The organism is Reyranella massiliensis 521, from assembly GCF_000312425.1.
In the GTDB taxonomy this organism is placed as follows: Bacteria; Pseudomonadota; Alphaproteobacteria; order Reyranellales; family Reyranellaceae; genus Reyranella; species Reyranella massiliensis.
The window spans coordinates 852,714-877,258 of sequence record NZ_HE997181.1; the positions used below are offsets into that span (position 1 = coordinate 852,714).

Sequence of the window (24,545 nt, forward strand, 5' to 3'; positions counted from 1 at the left end):
GCTGCAGGCCCACAGGACTTTTCGGAGCTGTGATGTCGCTGTCTAAGTCGATCGTTTCGACGTTTGTCGTTGTTGTTCTGTCGTTGGTTGCAGCGGAGTTTGTCGCCCGCACCGTGTTTGGTTTGAAGCCACTCGTCATCCAGACGCCCTATCACCCGATCTATACGCTGGCGGAGTTCGACAATCTGTCGACGAATGCGGAGATGGCGCGTGGTCCATCGGGTCCGTTGGCCTATGGCTATGCCGAGGGATTGTTCGGCTACTACTACGATGGCGGAACGCCGACGCCTCGTTCCTCGACGAACCTCTCTGATTTCCTCTTCCGTCACACGCTGTCGCGTTACGACGCCGCCACCATCGACCGCCTGGCCTGCGAGCAACCCAATGCCGCCGCGATTTATGTGCTCGGTGGATCGGTGGCGCAGGGGCACTCTGCGCAGAGCAAGGAGGCCACCTGGCATGCTCTTCTCGAAGGCAAGCTGCGGAAGCAGCTTCATCGCGACGATCTCTATCTCTTCAATGGTGCAATGGGCGGATATCTGTCGTTGCAGGACAAGATGGCCTACTACCTCGCCGCCGTTCCGCGCGATGCCCGTGCCGTCCTGATTTTGAATTCGCAGAACGATCTCATCGTTCCCATGAGTTCGGCGACACGGCCTGGGGATCCGTTTGTACTGGGCGTGCGATTCGGACAATTCTTCACCGACGGCTTTATCTGGTGGCTGGCCAAGCACAGCAGCATCGCGAACGCTGTGCTGCAGTCCGAGGTGAAGCAGGTCGTTCAGACCTATCGCCAGCGCCTCGAGGAAGACGACGCAGCCTTCGCCCAATACGCTACAACCGCAGTCGATATCTACTTCGAGAACATGAACGAGGTCCTGGAGGACTGTGCAACCCATGGCAGGGCCTGCCTAGTCGCCGTCCAGCCAGCCCGCAGCTTCACGGCGATCAACCGCGGTCTTCCTGCGAGCGATGTCCTGTCGGAGAAGCGCATGCGCCGCTTCTACGAATTGATGAAGCAGGGGATTGCCAGCAGCCCCTATCGTGAGCGCTTCGTCGATCTCACCGGCATCTTCGACCAGTCGGACATTGCGGAGATCTATACCGACGGCGCCCATTACAGTGAGCGCGGGCAGGAAGTTCTGGCCGGCGCACTGATGCAGCCGGCGCTTGGTCTGCTGAAGGACGTCGCCAGTGGCACGACGACGTCTGCCCGGTGTCGCCGCCCGTCGATCTGACTTGCGAAATTGACGGCGCCAGCGGGCGTGCGCCACTGCGTCGGCGGGCCTAGGCTTTCTCCCAATAAGGAAGCGGAGGAAGCGCATGCGGTTTTTCAGAACGGCGGCTCTTGTCGCCGGACTTTCTGTCGTCTCACTCGGTGCGAGCTCGGCGTTCGCGCAGCCGAAATACGGTCCCGGAACTTCGGCGACCGAAATCAAGGTTGGACAGACCATCGCCTATTCCGGCCCGGCATCGGCCTACGGCCAGCTCGGCAAGGTTGAGGAAGCCTACTTCAAGTGGCTGAACGCCAAAGGCGGCATCAATGGCCGCAAGATTACCTTCATCACGCTCGACGACGGCTATTCGCCGCCTAAGGCGGTCGAGAACGTGCGCCGTCTGGTCGAGAGCGATCAGGTGGCCTTGGTGTTCAATGTGCTGGGCACGCCACTCAACATGGCGATCCGCCCCTACATGAACCAGAAGAAGGTGCCGCAGCTTTTCATCGCCGCCGGGGCCACGGCCTTCAACGATCCGGCGAAGTTCCCCTGGACGATGGGCTGGCAGCCCAACCTCCAGGCCGAGACGGCCTTCTACGCCAAGCATGTGCTTGCCAAGACGCCCAACGCCAAGATCGCCGTGCTCTACCAGAACGACGATTTCGGCAAGGACATGCTGCATGGCCTGCAGATCGCGCTCGGCGACAAGGCCAAGACCATGATCGTCGGCACCCAGAATTTCCAGGCGACGGATCCGACGATCGACAGCCAGCTCATCGCGCTCAAGGCAACAGGCGCCGATACGCTGTTCCTCTTCACCTATGCCAAGCAGGCGGCCCAGGCGATCGGCAAGATGGACGATCTTGCTTGGAAGCCTACGACCTATCTGCACCTCGGCGCAGCCTCCGTCGGCGCCACCTTCAAGCCGGCGGGGCTGGAGAAGTCCAAGGGCATCCTGACGGCGGGCTTTATGAAGGATGTCACCGACCCGCAATGGAAGGACGATCCCGACGTCAAGGCCTGGGTTGCCTGGATGAACGAAAACATGCCGGGCGCTGAACTCTCCGACATCCTGAATGCCGCAGGGTACGCATATGCCCAGACGCTCGAGCAGGTGCTGCGTCAGGCCGGCGATAATCTCACGCGCGAGAACATCATGGCGCAGGCGGCTAACCTGAAGAACTTCCGCGTTGGTCTGTTGCTACCGGAGAGTCGCATCAACACCAGCCCGACTGATTATCGCGTCATCACCTATATGAAGCTGCAGCGCTTCAACGGAACGAGCTGGGATTACGTCGACTGAGGGAGGCGTGCGATGGGCCAGACGGCACTCGATCACACGGCCGATTACGGGCCGGAAGAGGCCGCGATGCAGGCCTACCTTCGTGATGGCGAGAAGCGGGCCTTTGCACTGGGCAATCGCGGTCCGATCCGCTTCACCGCCGACGGCGCTCTGCATCCGGAGATCGTCGAAGCCTACTGGCGGTGCGGCTTCTACGTCTTCGAGGATGTCCTCAAGGCGGACGAGCTGGCCGATATCGAACGCGACCTGCGCGACATTCTCGACCGGCTGCCGGTCGAGCGAGGCGCGCCGGTCGACGCCAAGGGGCGGCCTGCGCTGGCAGTCGACTGCACGGCGCCTAACCTGCTCTGGTCCAAGCCGCTCGGCGATCCGTTCGGCGGCACGACGCTCGCCAACGGCCGCCACCAGGTGAAGATGTTCGAGCCGAAGGCCGCCGCCGATGCTCCCAAGGAGATCGTCTACCTCATCCTGGGCTCGCTGCAGTTTTCGGAAGCCGCTCTGCGTGTCTACGGTCATCCGCAACTGCTGGCCGTTGCGGCGGCCATCAACGGACCCGACTTTGCACCCTTCAACGAAGCGCTGTTCATCAAGGAACCGGGTCGTGGTGCTTCCGTCGCCTGGCATCAGGACGGTGTCACGCACTGGGACAGTCCCGATTGGGACGAAGGTGCGCATGGCTTCAATTTCATGGCGCAGCTCTATGGCTGTACGCCGGCCAACGGCGTCTGGGTCGTGCCGGGCTCGCACAAGCTGGGCAAGATCGACATCAAGTCGGTGGTCGCCAAGGCCGGCAGCGAGCGGCTGCCCGACGCCGTGCCGATGGTCTGCAAGCCGGGCGATGTCTGCATCACCAACCGCCAGACGCTGCACGGTTCCTTTGCCAATACCAGCAAGGACTGGCGCGTGACGGTGAATTTCGGTTTCCATCGTCGCAAGTCGGTGCTGGGCGTGAAGGGCGGCGGCGTTCACAACAAGGCAGCGGTCTACGATGCCGAGCGCATCCACGAACGTGCCAAGCTGATCGGCTACGCCATCGATGCCCGTCGCCAGCGTTTCCCGGCCGAAACGCCCTATGTCTACCGGCTGCATGCCGAAGCGGACGAAACCTATCGCTGGGACGCCGCCGCCCGGGCAAGTATCAAGGACTACAACCTCCTCGACCTGTCGATCTAGGAGAGTTGGTTAGTACATCTTGGGAATGAAGACGCCTTCCATGCTGTCGGAGATGGCGCGGAAGACGCGGCCCATGACTTCGGGCGTGCTGTGCCCCGGCATCGGCGAGATGCGGTCGATCTCCTCGAAGACTGCCGGCGGGCAATCTTCGATGGCGACGCCTTTCAGCGCCGCCCATTTCTGCACCTGATTGAGGAAGCGCGGCGTGACGATCGGCACCGGCTCGCAGTTGAACGGATCGGTCATCGCCACTTCGAGCGAAATGAACTCGACTCCGGCCGCCTGAAAGCGGTCGAGGATCTCGCTGAGGCAGTCGGCGGCCAACGGTGTGCCGTGGATCAGCCAGATATGTGCCGGGTCCCGCCCGAACATCGCGCGCGCCGCAGCGGCCTGTACGCGAAGCTGCTGCACGGCCGTTTCGACGAACAGGCGACGAACCAGTTTCAACCCGTCGGTGTCGCCGGCTTTCGACGCTCGCCAATGCGGCGCCAGGAATTCTGTATCGTAGAACCAGATGCTGATCGGCGCGGGCGTGAAGCCGTGACGATCGAGGTAAGCCTTCACCCCTTCGTGCTTCTCGGGCGTGTTGCCCCAATTATCCATGCAATAACGGAAGTACCGCGTGGGCACGCGGCTTGACCAGGGTTGGATCACGGTCTCGGTGCGCTCGATGTCGGCGAGATACTTGGGCACGGTCACCCAGTTCAGGTTCGCGTGATGATGGGTGTGATTGGCGATGTGATGCCCGGCTTCTACCCAATGATCGAAGGTACGGAGGAGGTCGGGCCGTCCTTCGGCCGGACTGGTGGCCGAAAAAGCGTAGGTGCCAGCGACCTTGTGCCGCTTCATGGCGTCGGTCATCGCCTGCGCGATGCCGAGATGCGTGTAGCCCGACGCCAACGGCATGTCCGGCCACAGCAGAAGGTCATCCATGCTGATGGCAAGCCGGATCGGTCCGTTCGGTGAAATGGGCTCGGCCATCGATTTTTCCTCCCGTTACGCGAATGCCGGCATGACCTGCTCGCCGAAGCGCCGCATCGATGCGAGGTTCTGCGCATGGTTCATGGCGCCGAAGCCGGTCTGGCAAAGCAGGTGCCGCACGCCGACATCGCGCAGTTCGGCCACCTGTTCGCGCACGCGCTTGGGGGAGCCATAGAGCGAGCCGGTGCGCAGCACGAAGGGGATCGCCTCGGAGTCCGGCACCTTGGGGTCGGTCCAGGCATTGAGGGCCGCCGGATCGGGCTCGAAATCGGCCGGATTGTGCGCTTCACGCACATGCATCATGTGCGCGCGTGTCTCGACCAGCAGGCCGGCCAGCGCATCCTCGGCTTCGGCGTCGGATTCCGCGACATAGACGTTGCGCCACAGTGCGCTCTTGGCGAGCAGCGTCGCGCGCGTCTGTTCGTCGTGACCGCCTTCGTCGATGCCGGCCGCATAAGTCGCCCAGCGCTCCTTGATGCGCTCCACCGGCAGGCGTGCCGTCAGGATCGGTACGCCGAGCTTGCCGCATTCCTTGAAAGAGCCCGGCGAGATCACGCTGCGCCACAGGGGCGGGCCGGGGAGCTGGACGGGCTTGGGCCGGATCGCCGGAACATGCAGCTTGTGGAAGCGGCCATCGTAGTCGAGCGGCGCTTCCCGCCAGGCGCGCTGCAGGATGTCGACAGCTTCCTCCATGCGCTCGCGGCTGTCGTTGCTGCGCAGGCCGTGACCGACGAACTCGTATTCGTTGTAGGCTGTCCCCTTGCCGATTCCGACGTCGATGCGGCCTTTGCTGAGATTGTCGAGCAGGGCGAGTTGTACGGCCAGCCGCACCGGATGATGGAAGGGCGTCTGCACCACGGCGAAGCCAAGCCGGACTTTCTCTGTTTTCATCGCCAGTGCGGCGGCGAACATGAGCGAGTCGCAGTAGACGCTTTCGCCGGTGAAGTAGTGCTCGGTCAGCCAGACGTCGGAGAATCCCAGGCGTTCGGCTTCGCAGGCCTGGGCAACGATCTGATCTATGCGGGCCCCGTCTTCGTCGGGAGAAGGGGACATGGCAAGCGTCAACCAACCAAACTGCATCGAATTCTCCATGAACTCTCGGCATGGTCCGTGTTTCTATAGCATGCGGTCTGGCATCGTGAGGTAGGACGGACTAACTAGGCAGACGTGCGTAACGTGCTGAAGAACTCTCTGCTGGTTATCGTCACCGTCGTGCTGTGCACGGCGGCGGCCGAGGCCATGGTGCGATGGCTGGAAGCGGGCGACGATCAGTCGGCGCGGCAGTATCTCGACAGGATTCCGTTGGCACCGGGCGTCGAGCGCGCGTGGTTCACCCAGGACCCGCCGCCGCTGCCAAACCGCCATGCCGTCCCGGCGGAGTGGCGCGCTCTCGACCGCGAGATCGACCTGAGCGGCGTTAGCGGCGCGACCCGCCGTGCCGATGCCTTCAAGGCCTGGAACAGCGTTTTCGTGGGCGATCCCTGCCAGCATCCTTATCTGAAGGAGGCTCCGGGGCGTCTCTTTGTTTACGACCCGCCGGATGGTTCGCCGCGGCCGCCTTACCGCTTCCTGCCCGACGCGACGACGCCGAATGGCCTGGTGACCAATGCCTACGGTTTCCGCGGTCCACCTGTGCCGGTCGCGCGTCAGCCCAAGACCATTCGCATTGCTTTCGTCGGTGCCTCGACGACGGTGGCGTCGCACAATTTTCCGTATTCCTATCCGGAGTATGTCTGGCACTGGTTGAATCAGTGGGCGGCGGCCAAGAAATTCGACGTGCGTTTCGAGGTGTTGAACGCCGGCCGCGAGAGCATCAACTCGACCGATATTGCCGCCATCATGCGCGGCGAAGTGGCACCGCTCGCGCCCGATCTGGTCGTCTATTACGAAGGCGCCAACCAGTTCAATCTGCGCTCGCTCGTGCCGAACCTGCCGCCGCAGCCGTCCTATGCGGAGCTGATGGAAAAGAAGCAGCCGACTGCCTTCGAGCGCGCCCTGACCGACCTCGCCTACAGCTCTGCATTGGCGCGGCGGCTGCAGGCCTTGCTGGCCTCGCGCGAGGCCAAGAAGGACGGCGGCGAATGGGCCAAGCCCGAATACAAGCTCGTCTGGCCCAGCGGGCTCGACGAACGTGATCCAGACCTGTCCCGCACCGACCTGCCCGTAAACCTGCCCACCATTCTGCATGATCTCGACATCGTTCGCGGAGTGACCGCAGGACTGGGCGGCGAGCTCGCGCTCTCGTCATTCGTGTGGCTTGTGTCGGACGGCATGGTGCTCGATCCGGAGCGCCACCGGGGCATTCTCGAGTATCTGAATGTCGGATACTCGCCGTACCGTTATCGCGACTTGGAGCGGCTCGCCACTTTCCAGAATCGCGTGTTCGCCAAGTATGCCGCCGAGCACAGGCTCGCCTTTCTCGATGTCTCGAAATGGATGCCGCGGGACCCTAACCTGTTCATCGACGCGATCCACGGCACGCCTGAAGGGGTGCGCCTGCGCGGCTGGGTCATGTTCCAGCTTCTGGTCCCGCTGATCGAGCACCACCTTGCGGATGGCGCGTGGCCCAAAAAGGACTTTCCACCAGCGCCCGCGGTTCAGCCTTTCAAGCCACGCCAGATTACATTTGACTGCAAGAAGAAGGCGGGTTGAGTGCCGGCGGCGAGAAGCCGCCGGCACTCCACACACCCACCACAAGCCAGCGGTCGCAGTCCGAGAACTCTCCCCCGAGGTTCTGCCCAGCGCCACAACTGACGCTTGCGTCATAGTCAAGTTGCAGCATAAGCGCAAGCACTAGAGCTGCGGTCCTGTGAACAGAAGCCAGCCAGCAGTCGTGGTTTTGCGACGCGGTGGCGTCGGCGTTGACAGGTTTTCGTGCGCCGCCCACGCTTTTTGCAACAGAAGCAAAAGCGTAGTGGAGGAAGCATGGCGCGTTTCGATCGCGTAATCCGGGGAGGCATGGTCGTTGATGGCAGCCGACTGCCACGTTTCCGCGGCGACATCGGCATCAAGGACGGCGTGATCGCCGAGATCGGCCAGATCGGCGCCGGTGAGGCCGACGAAGTGATCGACGCGGGCGGCCTGATCGTGGCGCCGGGATTCGTCGATCTGCACACCCACTACGACGCGCAGCTCTTCTGGGATCCCTACTGCACGCTTTCGTCGTGGCACGGCATCACCTCGGTGGTCATTGGAAACTGCGGCTTCGGCTTCGCGCCGGTGCGTCCGGCAGAGCGCGAGCGCGCCATGATGTCGATGACCCGGGTCGAGGCGATCCCGATGGCCTCAATGAAGGAAGGCATGCCGTGGAACTGGGTGACCTTCCCGGAATTCCTCGACAGCGTCGACGCCACGCCCAAGGCCGTGAACATCCTGCCCTACGTGCCGGTCTCGCCCTTGCTGATCTGGGTAATGGGCTTCGAAGCCGCCAAGGCCGGCGAGTTGCCGACGCCCGAGCAGCACGCGGAGCTGAAGCGCCTGCTGCACGAGGCCATGGATGCCGGCGCCTGCGGCTGGTCGGCCCAGCGGATGCTGCCGACCGGCCCCTCCGCGGTGCAACGCGACTATGACGGCACGCCGATGCCGACGGACGTCATGCACGACGAAACCTGCCGCGAATTCGCCCGCGTACTTGCCCAGCGCAACGAGGGCTTCATGCAGATGCTGCTGATCTCGGGCGACAACGCCCGCGATCGCACCTTCTACGAGGAACTGTCCAGCATCAGTGGGCGGCCGATGATCATGAACGTGATCCAGGCCTTCGATCACCGGCCGGAGATTCATCGCCGTCAACTGGCGTGGCTGAAGAGCTGTCGTGAGCGCGGTATCCGTGTCGTGGGGCAGGGGCTCACCACCGATGCCGGCTTCACCTTCACCTTCGAAGACTGGAACCTGTTCGACGATTCGCAGGCCTGGTGCGATGCCACGACCGGCACGCGCGCGGAGCGCCTGGCCAAGCTGGCTGATCCGGCACGCCGCCAGGCCTTGCGCGACAACCTGCCGATCACAGCGACGGGTCCGTTGCCGCAGATCGCGATCGTTGGGCCCAAGCTCGAGAAGAACAAGAAGTGGCTCGACTACACGCTGGCCCATGCCGGCGAGAGGATGGGCAAGCATCCGGTCGACGTGATGCTCGACATGGCCGTGGAGGAGAATCTCGAAACGGAGTTCTTCGCCGCGCCGCCCAACGGCAGCATCGAGTATCTGAAGGAACTAGTCGACGACCCCTACATCCTGTTCGGCGTTTCCGACGGTGGCGCGCACACGAAGTTCCTGACGGCTGGTCGCTATCCCACGGAAACGATCTGCAAGGTCGTGCGTCAGCACGGGATGTTGAGCCTGGAGGACGTGCATTGGCGCTTGTCGGCATTGCCGGCGGAAGTGGCGGGTTTCCGCGGCCGCGGCGTTCTGAAGAAGGGCGCACCGGCCGATATCGTGATCTACGATTATGACGGGTTGAAAGTGCTGCCCGACGAGATCGCGCATGACCTGCCGGGCGGCGAATGGCGTCGCGTGCAGCGCGCCTCAGGCTACAAGTACATCCTGGTCAACGGCCAGGTGACGATGCGCGACGACAAGCCGACCAATACGCATTCGGGCCGGCTGTTGCGGCACGGCGCCTAGAGGTTACTGGCAGGGCTGGCCCTTCACCGGCACGCGCAGTTTCCAGCACAATATCTCGCCGTCGGCAGCGCGGCCGGAGTTGCAGAAGTAAACATCCTTCTGCTTTTGCAGCCACAGGCCACCGGGAACTGCGGCCTTGATCTCGAAGCCGGTGCTGAGGAGCAGAGCCGACGAATAGGCAGGGGCTTCAGCATACTGCGACTGGCAGGAGGCGGGCTTGGATCCGGTAGACGGAGGACCACCGGGCTGCTGCGCGAAAGCAACCCCTGACGCCAGGCAGGCCAGGCCGAGAGTGCCTAGCAATTTCATGAGTTTCCCCCAAAAAAGCGCAGGGAAACTTAGGGGAATGGCGATTCCGGTGCAACGACTCCGGGGTGGTCTTCAGGAAGAAGCCTCGTCTTCGATCGACGTCTCGAAGTCTGCAGGCATTGTGATTTCAATCAGTTCGAGATCGTCCGAATGGTCGATCTCCTTATGCTTCACGCCCGCCGGCTGATAGACGGTCGAACCCGCAACCAGCTTATGCTGGCCGTACCCTTCGTACTCGAATATTGCCCAACCTTTCAGCACATAGACGAACTGAAATTCGAGCGCGTGGCTGTGACGGGGGGCGTCGGGGTGCTGGCCGGGAACCGCACGGATCACGTGTGCGCCGACTTTACCGCCGGTCAGTTCTTTGAGGCCGAGCGGACGGTACTCGAAGAACGGTCGCAGTCCGTCCTTCTTGAACGAGTCCGGTCCGACGTGATTGACGATGCTCGGCCCACCCGTGGCGGCATCGTCTTTCAGTTTCTCCTGCGTGACCTCTTCGGTCGTGGGGAACAGGTCAGGCATGCCATCCTCCGTCTGACGTTGGACGCGAGCATGCCCTTATTAAGTCCCCCGGTCAGCAGAAGTTGCCGGCGCTCGGCTCGCGCAGACGCCAGCATAGCGGTTCGGTCTCAAGCGGTCGTCCGGAGTTGCAGTAGTAGACCTCGCGATCCTTCTGCACCCATAGACCGCCCGGCACGGCCGCCTTGATGTCATAGCCTGCTGTGATCAGCCCCGCGGCCGACTGGCCAGGCATCGGCGTGTACTGCGAGAGACAAATCTTCGAAGGCAGCTGTTGAGCAGGCGGCGGTGCCGCCGCCTGCTGGGCCCAGGCCAGTCCCGCGGCCATCGCAACCAGTAGAAGACCCACACCCAACGACTTCATCTTAGAACCCCATCGAAGCGTCCATCGGACAACAGCAACGGAGATCTCCCGCCTGACAGATGCTCCCCAAAAGCAGTCCGCCAGCAGGAGCTCCTTCCCACACACGTCATGATATATACACATTACTGCAGTGGAAACGCGAACACGATTTCGGGAGTGCAGCCGAGGCGAAACAGCGCAACTAAAAAGGTGCAGTTATATTGCGATATATCCAATTAGCTTTCGGATTGACTCCCAATCGTCCAAAAGGGCGCCGTGAATAGCAAAACATCATCGAGACGGGCCTTTCTGGCGCAAGCCGGAACGGGCGGCCTCATGCTCGTGTCGGGCGCCACCTGGGCGCAAAGTCCGGCGACTCCGACCACGATTGCACTGCCTTTGCCGGGCGGTCCTGACAAGCGGGTTGTCACCAAGGCCTTTCCCCAGAAGGGACCGATGATCCTGCAGCGGACCCGCCCGCCGCTGCTCGAAACACCGTTCGAAGTCTTCGACCGCGGCGTCTTTACGCCCAACGATGCCTTCTACGTGCGTTGGCACTGGGCGGTCATTCCGACCGAGATCGGCGTCGACACCTTCCGGCTCTCCGTGCAGGGCCATGTCGACAAAGAACTGTCGCTGTCGTTGAAGGAGATCGTCGACGGCCTGCCACGCGTGGAATTGGCGGCGGTCAACCAATGCTCGGGCAATTCGCGCGGCTTTACAGAGCCGCGTGTTGCCGGCGCGCAGTGGGCCAACGGCGCCATGGGCAACGCCAAGTGGATGGGCGTGAAGCTTCGCGACGTGCTGGATCGTGCCGGCATCAAGCCCGGCGCCGTCGCCGTGCGCTTCGCTGGGCTCGACGAGCCCGTGGTGGGTGACGCGCCGAAGTTCATGAAGTCGCTCTCGCTGGATCATGCGCGCGACGGCGAAGTGATGATCGCCTACGCCATGAACGGCGAACAGCTTCCGCTGTTGAATGGCTTTCCCCTGCGCCTCGTGGTGCCGGGCTGGTACTCGACCTATTGGGTGAAGATGCTCGACCGCATCGAAGTGCTGTCGACACCTGATGAGAACTTCTGGACCAAGAGCGCGTACCTGATCCCCGATACGCCAGCTGCGGACATGAAGCCGGGCCAGACTGGCGTTGCGATGGTGCCAATCACGAAAATGGTGCCGCGCTCCTTCATTACCAACATCAGGGCTGGCGAGCCTTTGAAGGCCGGCCTGAAGAACCTAGTGCGTGGCATCGCCTTCGGCGGTGCGACCGGGGTCAGGTCGGTCGATCTTTCGATGGATGGCGGCACCACCTGGTTGCCGACGGTTCTCGGCCGCGACGAAGGCAAGTACAGCTTCCGGCAATGGCAGGCCGAGGTGACGCCGGCCGCCGGCGATCTCGCACTGATGGTCCGCTGCACCAACGACGACGGGCTCGCTCAACCGCGGGCGAACAACTGGAATCCCAGCGGGTTCATGCACAATGGCATCGAGACGGTGCGCGCGAAGGTGGCCTGACCGATGAAAATCTCCATGGGCGTGGTTGGCTTTGCCGTTCCGATCCTGGCGGGTCTGGTGCTTGCCTTGATCGGCCATCCCGCAGTCCAGCTTCCGCCGCCGCCTGTGGTCGCCGCCTCTACGTCGCCGGCCGCGGGCTTTGTTTTGAAGTCGGTGTCCGTAGAGCTGCCGGTCAGCGACGTGGCCTTCCCCGGCGGCGCGAAGGCGGATGCGGTTGCCGCCAACTGCCTGTCCTGCCACTCCGCCGGCATGGTGCTGACCCAGCCCGACCTCACCCGGGCCGTGTGGACGGACATCGTCGAGAAGATGATCCATGCCTACAAGGCGCCGGTAGCAGAGGCCGATGTCGCGGCCATCGTCGACTATCTGCAGGCGACCAGGGGCGCCAAGTAGTTGGATTTCCCCGACTTTCCGCCCTTCCTGAGATTCTTTCCTTCGTAATCCACAGGGACTACACTGCCTCGCTTTCCCGCTCCGAGGGATCTGGAAGGCACATGGCTCATATCAGACTGAATACCCATCCCAGCCAGGGCGGCCAGGCCGCGCCTCCGGTCGTCTGGGGCGCGCGCGATCCGGCAATTCGCGGCCCCGTCGTGGGCACGGTGGCGGATCCTGCACGGCGCAATGCCATCGGCGTGCATTCCGGCAGCTACGGCATCTATCGCGCTTTGGCGATCGCGGCGCAGGAGCTGAAGGCCGGACATCGGCCTGACTTTACCAATACGTCGCCTGCCGAGCCTATCGGCCCGTTCGAAAGCTGGTTCGACCCGAAGAAGATCGTGTCGCTCGATCCCTGGGGCCACATGGTGGCCGAAGTATTCGCCGACAAGCTGGCGGCGGGCTGGGACATCCGCCCGACCATCGCCGTCACCAAGGCGCATGTGCACATGCCGGAAATCCGCGATGCCATCGCGGCCGGGCGGCTGAAACCCGACAACGACATCCTGAGTTCGTCGGGCGATGTGAAGGTCACCAAGGCTGCGGTCGAGCCGGTATGGTGGCTGCCCGGGATCGCAGAGCGTTTCGGCGTCAAGGAAACCGATCTGCGCCGCACCCTGTTCGAGCAGACCGGCGGCATGTACACCGAGCTCGTCACGCGCATGGATCTCGAACTCTTCCTGCCGCCCATCGGTGGATCTACGATCTATTTCTTCGGCGACGTGCGGAAGCTCGGCAAGCCGGAAACCAAAATCGCCTGCCGCCTCCACGACGAGTGCAACGGCTCCGACGTGTTCGGTTCCGACATCTGCACCTGCCGGCCCTACCTCGCGCATGGCATCGAGATCTGCATCGAGATGGCGCAGAAGGGCGGCGTTGGCGTGGTCATCTACAATCGCAAGGAGGGCCGGGCGCTGGGCGAGGTGACCAAGTTCCTGGTCTACAACGCGCGCAAGCGCCAGCCGGGCGGCGATTCTGCGGCGCAGTACTTCAACCGCACCGAATGCGTCGCCGGCGTACAGGACATGCGTTTTCAGGAGCTGATGCCCGACCTGTTCCATTGGCTGGGCATCGCGCGGATCGACCGCTTTGCGTCGATGAGCAACATGAAGTCCGATGCCTTGCGTGAACAGGGGATCGAGGTGGTCGAACAGGTGCCGATTCCCGATGAACTGATTCCTGCAGACGCCCAGGTCGAAATGGATGCCAAGAAGGCCGCCGGCTACTTCACGCCGAAGAAGCCTGCCGTCGAGGAGCTGGCTAGGCCCAAGGGCAGGGGGTTGGACGAATGACGTCATTGGGGCGCACTCGTCCAACGACTGACTCGATTGCCTACCTCCGCACACCAGCGGCCATTCGCGAGCGGTCGGCCAGGGTGCTGAAGCATGTCGAGGACGGGCAGTCGCATTGGTTTTCCCTGTCGGGCGACGGGCTGGAAGCGGCGGTACAGGCGACGCTTGCCGTGACGCGGGAGCGCTTTCCCAATCCGGCAGCCATCCCTTTCCATTCGCGCTGGCGGCATTTTGAAGTCGGCGGCCGCGATCGCTGGAGCGCGTTGGCTGAGCGACTGAAGGGGTTGCCGCCCGAAGAGATCGCGCGTCGCCGCATCGACCTCGCGGTCGTGTCGGTGCTGCTCGACGCCGGTGCCGGCACCGCCTGGAGCTATCGCGAGCCGGGCACGGGTGAAACCTACGCGCGCTCCGAAGGGCTCGGCGTGGCGAGCCTGCACATGTTCGCCCATGGCGCTTTCAGCCGCGACGCCAAGGGCGACCCTCTGCGGGTCGATGCCGAGCGTCTCGCGGCGTTGACGCCCATGGATATCGCCATGGGCTTTCAGGTAAAGGCGCACAATCCGCTGCTCGGCCTGGAAGGTCGCGCCGAGCTGCTGCGCAAGCTGGGCGGCACGGGGCTCGAACGGCCGGGCGCGCTGTTCGATATCGTCGCGGGCAGCAGCGAGGTGAAGGCCGAATCGATTCTGGCGGCGGTCCTCGACAAGCTCTCGCCGATCTGGCCGACCAAGCTCGGTGACGTCTGGGAGCATCCAGCCGCGGGGCTGGTCCCATTCCATAAGCTCTCGCAATGGATGAGCTATTCGCTGGTCGAGCCGATCGAAGGCGCGGGACTGCGCGTCGTCGCGCTCGATGCGTTGACCGGCCTGCCCGAGTATCGCAACGGCGGGCTCCTGGTCGATGCCGGTGCCTTGCGCCCCAAACAGCGCGCGCTGTTGGAAAAGGCGTTCAAGCCCGGCGACGAGGCCATTGTCGAATGGCGGGCGCTGACGGTGATGCTGCTCGACCGCATCGCCGAGCATGTGCGCGGCCATCTCGGCCTCGATGCCGCTCGTCTGCCGTTGGTCAAAGTGCTGGAGGCCGGTACCTGGTTTGCCGGACGCAGGCTCGCGGCGGAGCGTCGCCCGGGCGGGGGGCCGCCGATCGCCATAGAAAGCGACGGCACGGTGTTTTGAGGGGAGTCTTCATCAATGTCATTGCCGCATTCGATCCATGTCGTGAGCCACCCGCTGGTGCAGCACAAGCTCAGCAAGATGCGCGACAAGGAGACGTCGAGCACGAATTTCCGCCGGCTGCTGCGCGAGATGGGCTTGCTGCTGGGCTACGACGCCACGCGTGACCTGCCCTTGGTCGAGCGCGACATCGAAACGCCGATTGAAGCGATGAAAGCGCCGCTGCTCGACGGCAAGAAGCTGGTGGTGGTGCCGATCCTGCGCGCGGGCCTCGGGCTTGCCGAGGGCATTATCGACCTCGTGCCGCTGGCACGCATGGGCCATGTCGGTCTCTATCGCGATCCACGCACGCTTCAGGCGGTCGAGTATTACTTCAAGATCCCGCAGGACATCTCGGACCGCGACGTCATTGTCTGCGATCCCATGCTCGCCACTGCGCACTCCGCGATCGCCGCCGTCGACCGCTTGAAGGAGTCAGGTGCCAAAAGGATCAAGTTCATCTGCATTCTGGGTTCGGAGCAGGGCGCACGAGCCTTCGCCGAAGTTCATCCAGATGTGCAAGTGTTCGCGGCAGCAATCGATGCAAAACTCAACGATCACGGGTATATTGTTCCTGGGCTCGGCGATGCGGGCGACCGTCTCTTCGGGACCAAATAGCCCAAGAAGCGCAGGAGCAACGCAATGTCTCCGGACCTGAAATACCTCCTCTTCTCTACGATCCTGACGTTCGTGCAAGTGCTGGTGGCGGCAATCGGCGCCAACCAAGCGGTCGGTCTCAACACGCTCGCCGGTAACCGCGAGGGCCTTGGCGAGATTCCCGGTTGGGCGGGCCGCGCCAAGCGTGCCCACCTCAACATGATCGAGAACATGGTGCTGTTCGCGGCCCTGGTCCTGATCACAGCAGTGGCCGGCAAGGCCAGCGCCATGACGGCGATGGGCGCCATGATCTTCTTCTGGGCTCGGCTCGCTTATGCCGTGATCTATGTCGCCGGCATCGCCTGGCTGCGTACGCTCGCCTGGTTCGTGTCCGTGATCGGCATGGCCATGATCGCCTGGGAACTCCTGAAGGCGATATAGCTCCTCATCGTCGCGTCGCCCGCCTCAGTGTTTCATGGCGGGCGATGCGGCACCCATCGCGGCGACGCTCAGCTCGACATCGACCGAACCAGCTTTTTCGAAGACCAGCGTGGCCGGGATCTTGGCGTCCTTGGCGAAGGGCGCCTTCAACTCCATGAACATCAGGTGATAGCTGCCGGGCTTCAGTTCGACGGTGGCGCCGGGCGCGATCTCCAGTCCCTTTTCCAGCTCGCGCATGCGCATCACGTTGCCGTCCATCTTCATTTCGTGAATTTCGGCCTTGTTGGCAGCTGCGCTGCGCACGGCGACGAGCCGGTCGGGCGTCGTGCCCTTGTTGGTGATGGTGAGGAAGCCGCCGCCGCTCTGTGCCGAGGGCGGCGTCGCGCGTGTCCAGGGATTGACGATCTCGAGGGAGCCGACCTTGTAGTCCTGTGCGAACGCCGGCAGGGCGAAGATCGCGATGACGGTGGCAACGAGCCAGCGACGGAGAGTCATGGTTTTATTCCTTTCAAGGAGTTGGGGTGGATATGGTCGGAGCAGAAGCCAGCTTCAACGTTGGCGCTGTCGGTCGAGCCAGGCTTTGACCTCGGCAAGATCGGCAACGCCCAGCAGGGTCGTTACCTTGCCCTCGCGGTCGATCATCAGGGTGCGCGGCAGTTCGCCGGACCAGGAGGGATCGATCTCATAGCGCAGGCGTTCGTTGAAGCGGTCGGCGAAGCTCCAGCTTTCTGTCTCGCCGAGGCCCGTGCGGGTTAGCATTTCCTCGACGCGCGCCGGCGGCTGCGGCACGGGGTCGGCGGCCAGCAGCACCAGCCGCATGTCCGGACGCTCCTTCTGAAGTTTGGCCCAATGCGGCAGCTCGGTCAGGCAGGGCGCGCAGGTGAGCCCCCAGAGATGTACGATCGTCGGCTGGCCTTCATGGGCAGCCATGAGCCTCGACCAGCTGCCCCGCTCGAACGGCTGCGGATCGGCGGCGTGGGCCTGGCCAAAGGGTCCCAGCGCCAGCAGCAGGGCAAGGATGGCGGTCTTTCTCATGGCTGGTTCTCCAGCGGGATCAGCCGATAGCCCTCGACCCTGGTCAGCCACGAGAGATAGGCGTGGCCACCATGGGCGACGAGCAGCGGATGGTCCGAGGCATCGGCGGTTTCGGCAATCGTACGGGCGTCGGTCCATTGGCGGCCGCTGTCGCGGCTCACTTGCCAACGCACCACCGACTTCGTGCCGTCGAATTCCTTCCACACCAGATGCAGGGCCTGACCGTCCGATAGAAGATAGGGCCGGGCCGGCTGGCGGTTGGGAGAGGACAGGGCACGCGGTGCGCTGAAGGGAACGTTGCCATTATCGGCGCGGGCATAGAACAGGCCCTTGCGCGACGGCGCATCGGTAAACCAGGCGACGTGATAGGACCCGTCCGGCGCAATGGCGATGGTGGGGCCATGATGCGGGCAGGCCTCGATCTTCCAGTCGTCGGCACTGACCCGGCGCAGCGGACCGGGTGTCGTCGCGTCCGTGAAGGTGACGACGGCATGGTCGCGCACCGAACCGGGAAAGATATTGCGGAACACGATCGCAGGCCGGCCCGATCTTGCGAAGGCGACGCCCAGCCGGCAGCATTCGCAGGTGTTGTCGAGCGCGATCTCCGTCTTGCCGAAGCCGGTGTCGCCATCCTCCCAGGCATAGGCCAGGGCGGCGCCAGGATAGGGCTTGCCTGCGGCGCGCGCCCTGGGGCCGTTGCGCTTGTCGAGCCAGGCCGCGAAGACGCGACCCGACGAGGGATCGACGGCCACCGTCTCGAAACGCTGGCTGGTCTTGTCGGTAGTGATTGGCCGCGGCGGTGTGAAGCTCGCCCCGTTGTCGTTGGAGCGGGCGAAGAAGGCGCGGCCGTTGAAGTTCTTGTCCTGGAAGATGGCGAAGGTGACGATAACCCCACCCTTTGGATCGACCGCGATACGCGCGCGCGCATCGGGACCCCAGTCGAGGTTCATCGCCTCGGGCGTCACCGCGACGGGCTCGGAGAAGGTCTTGCCGAGATCGGTCGATTTCACCACGGCGATCTTGTCGGCCGACGCGCGCACCAGCCATAGCGTACCGTCGGGACCGAAGGCCGGTGTGGCAGTGAAGGCTTCAGGCGCAGCGCCCGGCTTGCCGTGATTGTGGTGCTGGGCGGCAGCGGGGCCAGCCAGCAGAAGGGTCGCCAGGAAGGCAAGGAACAGGCGCATCAGAACCTCACTCGCAGGCCGGCGGTGGCGGTGAGCGGCATCCCCAGGGCGGGAATAGCCGAGGCGTTGACCGTCGAACCCTCGAACGAGGTCAGGGTATAGCCCGACGCGAGATACTGCACGTTCGTGAGGTTCTGCACGCTGGCGTAGATGTCGACATCCTTGACCGGCGAATAGGTCAGGCCGAGATCGATCAGGGTTGCCCCCTCGTTGAGCTGGGTGTGGCCCGTGTCGTTCCAGTAGGCGGGGAAGGACTTCAAGGACGCCGTCAGCACCAGCTCCGAAATCGGCCGCCATTCGGCGCTGGCGGTCACCATCGTGGTCGGTACCTGCCCGAGCTGTACGCCGGTCCGGATCAGGGTCGGGAAGTTGGAACTGGTGAGATAGGCCGAGGTGGCGACGAAGCTCGCGCCAAATTTCAGTTCCTTGGTCGGCTGCCAGCCGCCGATGATCTCGACGCCTCGGAAGGTGGCGTTGCCGACATTCTGGTACTGCCGCACCGTCGTGAAGGCCGGACTGAGCCCTGCCGCCGAGACGAAGGGAGCAGCGCACGCCGCACTGGCATTGCAGACCGTGACGAAGTCGATGAAGTTGTCGAGGTTGTTGTTGAAGAGGGTTCCCGACAGGTTGAACTCGCGCCACTGGAAGTCGAAGCCGATCTCCTGGCCGAAGTTGGTCATGGGCTGCAGGTTGGGATTGATGGCCGTGTAGGACGTGCCGCTGGCGAAGCTGCGGTACATCTGGTTCATGCCCGGCGCAGAGAAGTTGCGATAGATCGCGCCACGCAGCACCAGCTCGTCGGTAACATGGAATTTCAGTCCGAGCCGCGGATCGAAGCTCGAGGCGCTGGAGTTGGCGACCGGATTGTTGGTACCGGAATTGACGGTCAACACATTGGCATTCAGCGCCTGCCAGAAGTCGCCGCGTAGGCCGATCGTGACATCGAGCGGAATGCCCGGCACGCGATAGGTGCCCTGCGCGAAGATGCCCTGCAGCCGGTGCTCGCCATTGGCGACGAAGCTGGTGGGGGCGGCGGTCGCGCTGGCGTAGAGGTTGTTGTAGTCGGAGATGACGATACGGCGTGCGTCGACGCCGATCTTGACGTCGCGGATCGGTCCGAAGTTCGCCTCGTAGAAGATCGAGCCACCCTGCTCGGAATTGGGTGCCGTCTCGATCTGGCTGACGAACTGGTTCGTGGCGCTGGTGTTGTTCAGCGTATAGGCGCCGCTCGCCACGTTGATGGTGCCGAACGAGCCGCCGCCAGCCCAGGCGTTGAAGTTGATCGAGGATTTCTCGTCGAGCCGATAGGAGCCGCCCAGCAGCAGCCGATAGGTCGACCAGTTGTTATGGGCGTAGGCCCAGGTCAGGCCATCTTCGTAGGTCTGGTTGAAGTAGGCCTTTGCGTAGAGCTTGAGACTCTCGCTGGGTGTCAGGAAGGCGGAGAAGGCGACATTGTCGGCCTTCGACGCGGTCGGGACGAGGTTGACGTTGCGATACTGGGCGGGCGTCGTGTTGTAACCCGCACTCTGGGTGTGGTTGTAGGAAAGACCGACCTTCAGCTTGTCGTTCACCGCGAGGCTGGTCGAGATCTCGGCGGTCGAGGTGTTGAAGCTGCCGTAGCTCACGTCGGCCGCCACGCCAGTCTTGGTGGGCTCGCGGGTCACGATGTTGATGACGCCGCCCATGGCCATGTTGCCCCACAGGCTGGTCGCCCCGCCGCCGCGGATGACCTCGATCCGGTCGACCGAATTCTTCGGGATCGCGCTCCAGTTGATGGTCCTGAAATAGGGGTCGTTGATCGGCACGCCGTCCACCATCACCAGCGTGTTGATGGTCGTGGTGGTGCCGAAGCCGCGAATGTTGACCGGCTGGGCCGTCGGATGAAGCTGGCCGGTCGGGATCGTCGGCAGCCAGACGCCGGGGATGCGGTTCACGATCTGGTCGACGCCGGTCTCCGGCATGGCCTCGATCTGCTCTCGCGTGACTACGGTCGTGCTGACATCGAGCTTCTCGAGGTCGGAACCGCGGCCGGCGCTGACGGTGATCGGCGGCAGATTGATGGTCGCCGCCGGTGGTGCTGCCGGAGGGTCCGCTGTCGATGAGACCTGCGCCTTGGCCAGTACAGGAGCCAGCCCCAAGGCTGTAAAGGCGGCAAACGTCGCCGCGCGAACGGAAAACATGAACTCTCCCCACGAATGACAAACGAACGCGACGCGGGTGAGCGCGTCGCGGCTTCAGGAGTCAGACGAGGGAAGGTGGCGCGCGGGGTTGACTGGGCCCGTCGCGAATGCCGACGGGAGAGTGTGCATCGACTGCGGCCACGACGCGGATCGTCGTGACGACAGGCTCGATACGAATGAATGCGGCGGAGGGCTCGGCCAGCACCGGCGCGTGAGCGAGGCCAAGGCAGCATTCGTGGTTCTGGGTTTCCGCCGGCGTGGACGACGGGGAGTCGTCTTGGCCTGCACTGGGTAGGCAGAAAGCGCCCCACATCTTGGCGGCAGCGAGCGGACCCGCATCGCGCAGCATGGCAGCGTGTGCCATCGGCTGCAGGAAGTTGAGCGTGATCGCAAACAACGCAACGGCAAATGCCGATGCGCGCCAACCCGAATCGGGACGTTTGCGGATCATGGTGAATTTTTGGCAGGCCCGTCGGCCAATCACAAGCCGACGCTGTTTCTCATAGTGTCGCAGCAGGGTTGCAGGAGTCAGAAGCGCAAAGGGGCAAGCCGCGGGTCGCCGGTTTTCGCGGCATGGAGATGCAGCAGCCACATCGCGCCGCCCTGGAAGCCGTGCAGCGTACGTCGTCCTTCACGCAAATCGGCGATGTATTCGGCGAAGGGGACCTGGCGCGGCACCAGTACCTCGCCATCGTCGAGCTTGGGATCGGCCACCTTGCGAGCATCCAGCGCCAGGAAGCAGTGAACGCGGTTGTTGAGCCGCGGTGCATTGGCGAAGAACGTGCCCAGGGGATGCCATTCCTCGGAGGCAAAGCCCGTCTCTTCGAGAAGCTCGCGTTTCATTGCCTCGATAGTCGGCTCATCCGGCTTGTCGTGGATGCCGCTCGGCAGTTCGACGACGGTCTGCTGGCAACCGTGGCGATATTCCTCGATCAGGATGATGTTGCCGTCGTGCGTCAGAGCCAGGGCCGTCACCCAGTCGGGTTGCTCGATGACATGATAGGGCGCGAGGACGTGGCCGTTGGGCAACTCCACCTTGTCCGACCGGAGAGCGATCCAACGGTCGCGGTAAGCGTACCGGGACTCCAGCACTTTCCAGGGAGCGACCGTGGCGCCCTGCTTCTCGTCTTTCATGTCAGACCGCCGTCCAGCCGCCGTCGACCACCAGCTCGGCGCCGGTGACATACGAGGATTCATCGGAAGCCAGGAAGAGAATGGCATAGGCCACTTCGTCGACCTCCCCAGCGCGGCCGAGCGGCACGCCCTTCAGGGTCTTGGCCCGCTGCTCGGGATCGGCCGTACGCCCCGACGTGCGCATCGGCGGCATCAGGCCCGGATGTACCGAGTTGACCCGGATGCCTTCCTTGCCGTGTTGTGCGGCGGCTGCCTTGGTTAGGAGTCGTACGGCACCCTTGGAGGCGTTGTAGCCGACATGGATGTAGGCTTGGCCGACGATGCCCGAGATCGAGGACAGGTTGATCACCGAGCCGTGGCGTTTACCTTTCTGCATCGCCGCGATGCCGTGCTTCATTCCGAGGAAGACGCCGGTCGCATTGATGCCCATCAGCCGGTTCCAGGCATCCGTATCGTAGAGGTCCTGCTCGGCCGACCCGGAGATCCCGGCATTGTTCACCAGCACGTCCAGGCCACCATGGGCGGCGACAATTCCGTCGATCACCTTCTGCCACTGATCTTCGTTGGTGACGTCAAGATGGACATAATGTGCCGTGCCGCCTGCCTTCGTGATCTCGGCAGCGGCGGCCTCGCCTTCCTTGTCGAGGACATCGGCGAGCACCACGGCCTTGGCGCCTTCACGCGCCAGCAAACGGGCGGTTGCGGCACCCATGCCGCTCGCCGCACCCGTTATCAGTGCGACTTTCCCTTTCATACGCATGGGTACGCATCCTTACGCGAGCTTGAGGCCGATGATGCCGGCGACGATAAGGCCAATCGAGACGATCCGCATGGTCGACACGGCATCACCGAACGCCAGGATGCCGACCGTGAAGGCGCCGACGGCACCAATGCCGGTCCAGACCGCATAGGCGGTGCCCATCGGAATGACCCGCTGTGCCCACAAAAGCAGCGCGCCACTGGCTGCCATGGCGACGATCGCGAATACGATCCACCAAGGACGGGCGCCTTCGTCGGTCCAGCCGAGCTTGAGGCCGACCGGCCAGCCGATCTCGCAAATCCCTGCCAAAACCAGATAAAGCCATGCCATGGAATCTCCCCCAAGAATTCGAGCTGTCATTGACTGCAGCGTGACAGCCTGTAACGATCAGAGAATTGCACGCATCTTGCAGCATAGCGAGGGCGGCTCGGGGACGGACATCCAAGACTTGGGAGCGTAACGATGAACGAACGTGAATTGCGTGGCCTCATTGGGAAGGTGAAGGCCGGCAAGCTGTCGCGACGAGGCTTCGTCCGGAGCATGATGGCGGTTGGCATTGCCGCACCGACGGCCAGCCTGCTTCTGATGCAGTCGGGCGTTGCGATGGCGCAGAGCCCATCGACTTACAAACCGACGAAGCGCGGCGGCGGTGGCACGCTGAAGGTCCTGTGGTGGCAGGGGCCTACCCTTCTGAACCCACATTTCGCGGTCGGCACCAAGGATCAAGACGGCTCGCGCCTCTTCTATGAGCCGCTGGCTGCCTGGGATACGGAAGGCAATCTCAAGCCCAAACTGGCAGCCGAGATCCCGACCCGCGAGAATGGCGGCGTCGCCGCCGACGGCAAGTCGGTCACTTGGAAGCTGAAGCAGGGCGTCACCTGGCATGACGGCAAGCCGTTCACGGCCGACGACGTCATCTTCAATTGGGAGTACGCCAAGGACCCGGCGACGGCAGCTTACACGATCGGCTCCTATCAGGACGTCGTTGCCGAAAAGGTTGACCAGTACACCGTGGTCGTGAAGTTCAAGAAGCCGACGCCGTTCTGGGCCGATGCGTTCGTCGGTGCGCGCGGACAGCTCATCCCCAAGCATCTGTTTGCCGACTACATCGGCGCCAAGTCGCGCGACGCTCCCACCAATCTGAAGCCGGTCGGCACCGGCCCCTACATGTTCAAGGATTTCAAGCCGGGCGACATGGTTTCCGGCGTGATCAATCCGAACTACCACCAGGCCAACAAGCCCTATTTCGATGCGATCGAAATGAAGGGCGGCGGCGATGCGGTGTCGGCGGCGCGTGCGGTGTTGCAGACCGGCGAATACGACTTCGCCTGGAACATGCAGGTCGAAGACGAGATTCTGTCGCGACTGGAGAAGGGCGGCAAGGGCCGCGTCCAGGTCACGCCGGGCGGCAACATCGAGTTCTTCTTGATGAACCAGACCGATCCGTGGACCGAGGTCGACGGCGAGCGGTCGAGCCTCAAGACCAAGCACCCGACGCTCAGCGATCCGGAAGTGCGCAAGGCGATGGCGCTGTTAGTCGACAACAAGTCGATCGAGCAGCACATCTACGGGCGTACCGGCCCGGCGACCCGCGACTTCCTCTACAATCCGGAACGCTTCCGTTCCAAGAACAATCCGATCGAGTTCAATGTCGACAAGGCGAACGACATTCTCGAGAAAGCCGGCTGGAAGAAGGGGCCCGATGGCATTCGTGCCAAGGATGGCAAGAAGCTGAAGTTCGTCTACCAGACTTCGATCAACCAGCCGCGTCAGAAGACGCAGGCGATCGTGAAGCAGGCTGCCCAGAAGGCCGGCATCGATATCGAACTGAAATCGGTGACGGCATCGGTCTTCTTCTCGTCCGACGTCGCCAATCCGGACACCTACACCAAGTTCTATACAGACCTTGAGATGTACACGACGACCATGACGCAGCCGGATCCCGCGCTGCACATGCTTCAGTTCGTCCCCTGGGAGGCCGCTTCCAAGGACAACAAGTGGCAGGGCCGCAACATCACGCGCTGGCAGAGTCCGGAGTGTGAGAAGCTCTATCGGGAATCGGAGTCGGAACTCGATCCCGTCAAGCGGGCCGCGATGTTCATCAAGATGAACGACCTGGCGATTCAGAATCACATCGTGTTGGGCGTCGTGCAGCGGCCGACGGTCTCTGCGCAGGCGCTCAAACTCAAGGCACAGATCAGCGGCTGGGACAACAATACATCCGACCTGTCGGATTGGTTCAAGGAAGCCTGAGACACAGCCAGTTAGGACCCCTCCCTCGCTCTGTGGGGGA

At 63.2% G+C, this 24,545-nt stretch carries 25 protein-coding genes; 12 read left to right on the forward strand and 13 right to left on the reverse strand.

Translation table 11 applies throughout. From position 1 onward, the window contains the following. Positions 1–32: 32 nt before the first annotated feature. The 3 genes from BN60_RS04145 to BN60_RS04155 all read left to right on the forward strand — a co-directional run bounded on the left by BN60_RS04145 (position 33) and on the right by BN60_RS04155 (position 3,693). Positions 33–1,238 carry a hypothetical protein gene (locus BN60_RS04145; RefSeq protein ID WP_020694734.1) on the forward strand — a complete coding sequence of 402 codons (1,206 nt, stop codon included), beginning with the start codon at positions 33–35 and terminating at the stop codon, positions 1,236–1,238. Positions 1,239–1,323: 85 nt separating this feature from the next. Further along, positions 1,324–2,520, forward strand: a complete 1,197-nt coding sequence (locus BN60_RS04150) for an ABC transporter substrate-binding protein (RefSeq protein ID WP_020694735.1) — start codon at positions 1,324–1,326, stop codon at positions 2,518–2,520. A 12-nt stretch (positions 2,521–2,532) separates the two neighbouring features. Further along, the gene (locus BN60_RS04155; protein WP_020694736.1) at positions 2,533–3,693 is read left to right on the forward strand and encodes a phytanoyl-CoA dioxygenase family protein; all 1,161 of its coding nucleotides are present in this window, start codon (positions 2,533–2,535) and stop codon (positions 3,691–3,693) included. Between the two features lie 9 nt (positions 3,694–3,702). Here the strand turns inward: BN60_RS04155 and BN60_RS04160 are convergent, their stop codons facing one another. Together BN60_RS04160 and BN60_RS04165 are read right to left on the reverse strand one after the other, a co-directional pair. Then, positions 3,703–4,674, reverse strand: coding sequence for a polysaccharide deacetylase family protein (locus tag BN60_RS04160; protein ID WP_020694737.1), 972 nt, complete (start codon positions 4,672–4,674; stop codon positions 3,703–3,705). A 15-nt stretch (positions 4,675–4,689) separates the two neighbouring features. Then, the gene (locus tag BN60_RS04165; protein ID WP_043283620.1) at positions 4,690–5,754 is read right to left on the reverse strand and encodes an LLM class flavin-dependent oxidoreductase; all 1,065 of its coding nucleotides are present in this window, start codon (positions 5,752–5,754) and stop codon (positions 4,690–4,692) included. Between the two features lie 87 nt (positions 5,755–5,841). On the opposite strand from BN60_RS04165, the gene BN60_RS04170 reads away from it, so the two are divergent. After that, positions 5,842–7,326 (forward strand): SGNH/GDSL hydrolase family protein, encoded by a 1,485-nt coding sequence (locus BN60_RS04170; RefSeq protein ID WP_148283323.1) that lies wholly within the window; start codon positions 5,842–5,844, stop codon positions 7,324–7,326. 273 nt (positions 7,327–7,599) lie between these two features. Then, positions 7,600–9,297, forward strand: a complete 1,698-nt coding sequence (locus BN60_RS04175; RefSeq protein ID WP_020694740.1) for an N-acyl-D-amino-acid deacylase family protein — start codon at positions 7,600–7,602, stop codon at positions 9,295–9,297. 3 nt (positions 9,298–9,300) lie between these two features. On the opposite strand, the gene BN60_RS04180 is transcribed toward BN60_RS04175, so the two are convergent. The 3 genes from BN60_RS04180 to BN60_RS04190 all read right to left on the reverse strand — a co-directional run bounded on the left by BN60_RS04180 (position 9,301) and on the right by BN60_RS04190 (position 10,492). Further along, positions 9,301–9,606 (reverse strand): hypothetical protein, encoded by a 306-nt coding sequence (locus tag BN60_RS04180; RefSeq protein WP_020694741.1) that lies wholly within the window; start codon positions 9,604–9,606, stop codon positions 9,301–9,303. Positions 9,607–9,678: 72 nt separating this feature from the next. After that, a complete protein-coding gene (locus BN60_RS04185; RefSeq protein ID WP_020694742.1) occupies positions 9,679–10,131 on the reverse strand; it encodes a cupin domain-containing protein in 453 nt (150 codons plus the stop codon). A 52-nt stretch (positions 10,132–10,183) separates the two neighbouring features. Then, entirely contained in the window at positions 10,184–10,492 is a 309-nt protein-coding gene (locus BN60_RS04190) for a hypothetical protein (protein WP_148283324.1), read from the reverse strand. Positions 10,493–10,807: 315 nt separating this feature from the next. Here BN60_RS04190 and BN60_RS04195 point away from each other — a divergent pair, with 315 nt between their 5' ends. From BN60_RS04195 to BN60_RS04220, 6 genes are all read left to right on the forward strand, one after another. Continuing rightward, complete coding sequence (locus BN60_RS04195; protein WP_020694744.1) at positions 10,808–11,983, forward strand: molybdopterin-dependent oxidoreductase; 1,176 nt, start codon at positions 10,808–10,810, stop codon at positions 11,981–11,983. A gap of 3 nt (positions 11,984–11,986) precedes the next feature. Further along, on the forward strand, positions 11,987–12,376 hold the full coding sequence (locus BN60_RS04200; RefSeq protein WP_202949782.1) for a c-type cytochrome: 390 nt from the start codon (positions 11,987–11,989) through the stop codon (positions 12,374–12,376). Between the two features lie 101 nt (positions 12,377–12,477). Beyond that, the gene (locus BN60_RS04205) at positions 12,478–13,713 is read left to right on the forward strand and encodes a GTP cyclohydrolase II (protein WP_020694746.1); all 1,236 of its coding nucleotides are present in this window, start codon (positions 12,478–12,480) and stop codon (positions 13,711–13,713) included. Continuing rightward, the gene (locus BN60_RS04210; protein WP_043283625.1) at positions 13,710–14,885 is read left to right on the forward strand and encodes a URC4/urg3 family protein; all 1,176 of its coding nucleotides are present in this window, start codon (positions 13,710–13,712) and stop codon (positions 14,883–14,885) included. Before BN60_RS04205 ends, BN60_RS04210 begins: the two co-directional genes overlap by 4 nt. A 15-nt stretch (positions 14,886–14,900) precedes the next feature. Further along, positions 14,901–15,539 (forward strand): uracil phosphoribosyltransferase, encoded by a 639-nt coding sequence (gene upp, locus BN60_RS04215; protein WP_020694748.1) that lies wholly within the window; start codon positions 14,901–14,903, stop codon positions 15,537–15,539. Positions 15,540–15,563: 24 nt separating this feature from the next. Then, entirely contained in the window at positions 15,564–15,959 is a 396-nt protein-coding gene (locus BN60_RS04220; protein ID WP_020694749.1) for an MAPEG family protein, read from the forward strand. A gap of 24 nt (positions 15,960–15,983) precedes the next feature. On the opposite strand, the gene BN60_RS04225 is transcribed toward BN60_RS04220, so the two are convergent. From BN60_RS04225 to BN60_RS04260, 8 genes are all read right to left on the reverse strand, one after another. Further along, the gene (locus BN60_RS04225; RefSeq protein WP_020694750.1) at positions 15,984–16,454 is read right to left on the reverse strand and encodes a copper chaperone PCu(A)C; all 471 of its coding nucleotides are present in this window, start codon (positions 16,452–16,454) and stop codon (positions 15,984–15,986) included. 54 nt (positions 16,455–16,508) lie between these two features. Continuing rightward, complete coding sequence (locus tag BN60_RS04230) at positions 16,509–16,994, reverse strand: TlpA family protein disulfide reductase (RefSeq protein WP_020694751.1); 486 nt, start codon at positions 16,992–16,994, stop codon at positions 16,509–16,511. Continuing rightward, positions 16,991–18,178 carry a sialidase family protein gene (locus BN60_RS04235; RefSeq protein ID WP_020694752.1) on the reverse strand — a complete coding sequence of 396 codons (1,188 nt, stop codon included), beginning with the start codon at positions 18,176–18,178 and terminating at the stop codon, positions 16,991–16,993. Before BN60_RS04235 ends, BN60_RS04230 begins: the two co-directional genes overlap by 4 nt. Continuing rightward, positions 18,178–20,358 (reverse strand): TonB-dependent receptor, encoded by a 2,181-nt coding sequence (locus BN60_RS04240; protein WP_020694753.1) that lies wholly within the window; start codon positions 20,356–20,358, stop codon positions 18,178–18,180. Before BN60_RS04240 ends, BN60_RS04235 begins: the two co-directional genes overlap by 1 nt. 61 nt (positions 20,359–20,419) lie before the next feature. Next, positions 20,420–20,809: a DUF2946 family protein gene (locus BN60_RS04245; protein ID WP_020694754.1), complete on the reverse strand. Its 390-nt coding sequence runs from the start codon at positions 20,807–20,809 to the stop codon at positions 20,420–20,422. Between the two features lie 77 nt (positions 20,810–20,886). After that, positions 20,887–21,492, reverse strand: coding sequence for an NUDIX hydrolase (locus tag BN60_RS04250; RefSeq protein WP_020694755.1), 606 nt, complete (start codon positions 21,490–21,492; stop codon positions 20,887–20,889). Position 21,493: 1 nt separating this feature from the next. Further along, positions 21,494–22,252: an SDR family NAD(P)-dependent oxidoreductase gene (locus tag BN60_RS04255; protein ID WP_043283626.1), complete on the reverse strand. Its 759-nt coding sequence runs from the start codon at positions 22,250–22,252 to the stop codon at positions 21,494–21,496. 12 nt (positions 22,253–22,264) lie between these two features. After that, the gene (locus BN60_RS04260) at positions 22,265–22,582 is read right to left on the reverse strand and encodes a DMT family transporter (protein WP_020694757.1); all 318 of its coding nucleotides are present in this window, start codon (positions 22,580–22,582) and stop codon (positions 22,265–22,267) included. A gap of 132 nt (positions 22,583–22,714) precedes the next feature. Between BN60_RS04260 and BN60_RS04265 the strand changes: the two genes are divergently transcribed. Next, positions 22,715–24,505 (forward strand): peptide ABC transporter substrate-binding protein, encoded by a 1,791-nt coding sequence (locus BN60_RS04265; protein WP_020694758.1) that lies wholly within the window; start codon positions 22,715–22,717, stop codon positions 24,503–24,505. The last annotated feature ends 40 nt before the right edge of the window (positions 24,506–24,545 follow it).